Raw genomic sequence first — 3,190 nt, forward strand, 5'->3', positions numbered from 1 at the left:
TCGCGAGGCCCGTCAAAGGTCGGAGAAGCCGGTACGCCGGCCGGCAGCCGCGGGCTGCGCGGCACCGGCCGGATGCGCACCTTTACTGCGTCACTACCTTGCGCGGCTTGAAGATGCCCTGGTATTGCAGTGCCGGGCGTTCCTTCGTCACCGGCTCGATGCCGCCGAAGGTCGGGGTCTGGCGCAGCTTCATGGCAGCCGGCGAAGCGACCGAGCCGATCGACGTCGAGCGCGACGCCGGCGCGAGGTTGTTCGCGACGAGCAGCGCGGCCTCGCTCTGCAGGTTCGACAGCAGCACCGGATCGGTCGAGCGGTTGACCTGCGTGAGCAGCCCGCTCCAGGCCGCGTCGCTGTAGTTCACGACGTAGTAGTCGAGCCCGCTCGGGTCGGCCACCACGCCCGTGCAGCCGTCGACGCGCGTTTGCGTCTGCGTATCCTTCAGCGCGAGCGTCGTGCGTTTCGCGAGACCCTGGCCATACGCGAGCGTGATCGGCACCGTCCACTGCAGGCCCGGATACGCGTTCTTGTTCGGGAACGGCTGCTGTTTCAGCGTGACGACCGTCTGGTTCTTCGTCAGGTCGCACTGCGTGTCGAGCGAGATCAGCGGCACGCCGGTCTGGCGGACGTAGCTGTCGCCGATCGCGCCGATCGCCTGGCCGCTTTCCTTCGACAGCGCATCCCACAGGCGCTTCGGCGTGCCGTTGCCGAACGAGTAGTCGACCAGGTACTGCTGCAGACCCTTGCGCAGCGTCTGTTCGCCGAGATAGTTCTCGAGCGTCTTCAGCACGTGGCCGCCCTTGTCGTACGTGAACGCGCTGGCGCTCAGCACGAAGTCGTTCGACGCCCAGCCGTTGAAGTTCGGCGCGACCGGGAACGCGTTCGGGCCGATGTCACGATTGATCACGCGGTACTTGTTCTTCACCTGGTCGAGCCAGCTGAACTCGTTGGGGAAGAACTGGATCGTCGTCTTCGTCTCGAAGAACGTCGCGAACGACTCGTTGAGCCACACGTTGTCCCACCAGTCGGCCGTGACGAGATCGCCGAACCACTGGTGCGCGACTTCGTGCGTCAGCACCTCGTTGCCGTAGTGCGACATCGGCTGGCCCGGCTGCGGCAGGATGTCGTCGGCGAACTCGAGGATCGACCCCCAGTTCTCCATCCCGCCGAAGTTCAGGTCCTTCTGCGCCTTGAACGCGTCGTTCGCGGCCACCGTGTCGAACTTCGTGAGCGGCAGCGGGATGCCCGTGTAGCGGTAGTAGAAGTCGAGCGCCTGCTTGGTGCGGTCCATCGCCGGCTTCGCCCAGTCGCTCATGCCCGGCGGCGTGAACACGCGCAGGTGCAGGCCGCCCTTGCCGCCCGGCAGCGGGCTCGTGAAGTCGTCCTCGAAGGTGTCGAACAGGCCGCCGCCGAAGAACAGCAGGTACGACGGCATCGGCGGGGTCTTCTCGAACTGCACGAGCTTGTAGCCGCCGCCGACGTTGGTCGACGGCTTCTCGGCCGCGTTCGACACGACACGCCAGCTCTGCGGCACTTCGGCCGTCACTTCATAGGTCGGGCGGAATGCCGGCTCGTCCCAGCCGGGGAACCACTGGCGCGACAGGTTGGTTTCGCCTTGCGTCAGGATCGCGCCGCTCGTCTTGCCGTCGGTGCCCTTCAGGTCGACACGGAAGATGCCTTCCGCGGCCGAGCAGCCCGGATACGGATCGTCGCCGCAGCTGCCGCCCGTCTTCGCGACCGGATCGTCATACGACTTGAAGTTGATGATGCCCGACCACTCCATGTGCAGCGAATAGTTGCCCGGCGAGATCGAGCCGCTCACGGGGCGCAACTGATAGTAGTCACCCTTGTCCTGCGGCGTCGCGATCAGCTGGATGTTGCCCGGCTGCAGCGTGATGCGGCCGTTCGTGAACTTGATCCGGTGGCCGGCGATCACGATGTTGTTGACCGGCTTCAGCACCTTGATCTCGACGTCGGCGCGGCCGTCGAACCCGTTCAGCGCGTCGTTCGGGCGGAACCACAGCCGGTAGTTCACGGGTACCACGGTGTCCGGCAACTCGACGGGCGATACGCTCTTGTCGACGTTGGATGCGCTCGGCGGCGCGGTGACGGTGGGCGACGAGCCCGATTGCGGCGCGCCGGCGGAGCTGAGCGCGGAAGCCGAGCCCGGGCCACCGTCGTCACCGCCGCACCCGGCGAGCGCGAGTGCGGCGACGAGCGGCAGATAACGCATCTTGCGAATGTCGATCGACATGACTGAAACCTCGATTGTTGAAAGAATCGTTCAGTGCTGCGAAAACGCCGGCAAAAGCAATCCCCTCGCCGTTAATCAACAGCGATGAAAATGCCAATGACGGATTATTCGAAAAGACGGCGGCCGACTACGTGAAGGTAATCATGGTTTACTGTCCCCTCTGGATTTCCGGATGTCGGTTAACTTGCCGGTTCAAAATGGCCGGGCGCGTGTTGTACTGAATTGATTTCGCGCGCACGACACGGAGCCGCCCGCCCGGTGCGGGCGTGCAATCTCCTTGAACAGACGACCTACAGGGCTGGCCGGGCCTGGTCGCAGGATGGCAGGATGGCGTGTCGCCGTTCCGTAAAATCACCGTCATGCGACTTCAAGGTTTGTCGGCTTGCTCGAAGGATGCGTAAATATACTTGATGGTTTTAGGTAAAGGAAACGAAAAATTTAGAAATTGCATCTATTGAATTCAGCGTGCTTCATTGAATGCTGGAAAGCATTAATGCGCTTTCCGTTTGGCTGGTGTTTTCGTAGTTTTAATCTATTAACGATCTCGCGTGACTGCGAAAACTACGAATCCCGGCGTATGGGTGCGCGCTCGGTACAATGCAGCGACGATCCGCTCACCGATTGCCGCGAGGAGGCCTTCCATGCCACGAGCCCTGTTCCGTATCGCGCCGCTGCGCGCCGTGCTGTTGCTGTTCGCCGCCGTGCTCCTGCTTGGCGGTTGCGCGGGGCTGACGCGCGATCCCGTGCGCGTGTCGGTCGCCGGGCTCGACCCGCTCGTCGGGCAGGGCCTCGAGATGCGTTTCAGCCTGAAGCTGCGCGTGCAGAACCCGAACGACGCGCCGATCGAATACGACGGCATCTCGGTCGCGCTCGACCTGAACGGCACGCCGTTCGCGAGCGGCGTCAGCGATCGCTCGGGCACCGTGCCGCGTTTCGGCG

2 protein-coding genes are annotated in these 3,190 nt (G+C 63.8%); one reads left to right on the forward strand and one right to left on the reverse strand.

Translation table 11 applies throughout. From position 1 onward, the window contains the following. Window positions 1–82 precede the first annotated feature (82 nt). Window positions 83–2,251, reverse strand: a complete 2,169-nt coding sequence (locus tag JYJ84_RS32450; RefSeq protein WP_122944343.1) for a M1 family metallopeptidase — start codon at window positions 2,249–2,251, stop codon at window positions 83–85. 641 nt (window positions 2,252–2,892) lie between these two features. On the opposite strand from JYJ84_RS32450, the gene JYJ84_RS32455 reads away from it, so the two are divergent. Continuing rightward, window positions 2,893–3,190 (forward strand): LEA type 2 family protein (locus JYJ84_RS32455; RefSeq protein ID WP_205189978.1); only part of this gene is annotated, 298 nt, incomplete at its 3' end.

It is taken from the genome of Burkholderia sp. LMG 13014 (assembly GCF_905232215.1).
In the GTDB taxonomy this organism is placed as follows: Bacteria; Pseudomonadota; Gammaproteobacteria; order Burkholderiales; family Burkholderiaceae; genus Burkholderia.

Excerpts from the sequence above, each read along its gene's own strand:
- JYJ84_RS32450 (WP_122944343.1), bottom strand. The coding sequence starts at position 2,251 with ATGTCGATCGACATTCGCAAGATGCGTTATCTGCCGCTCGTCGCCGCA.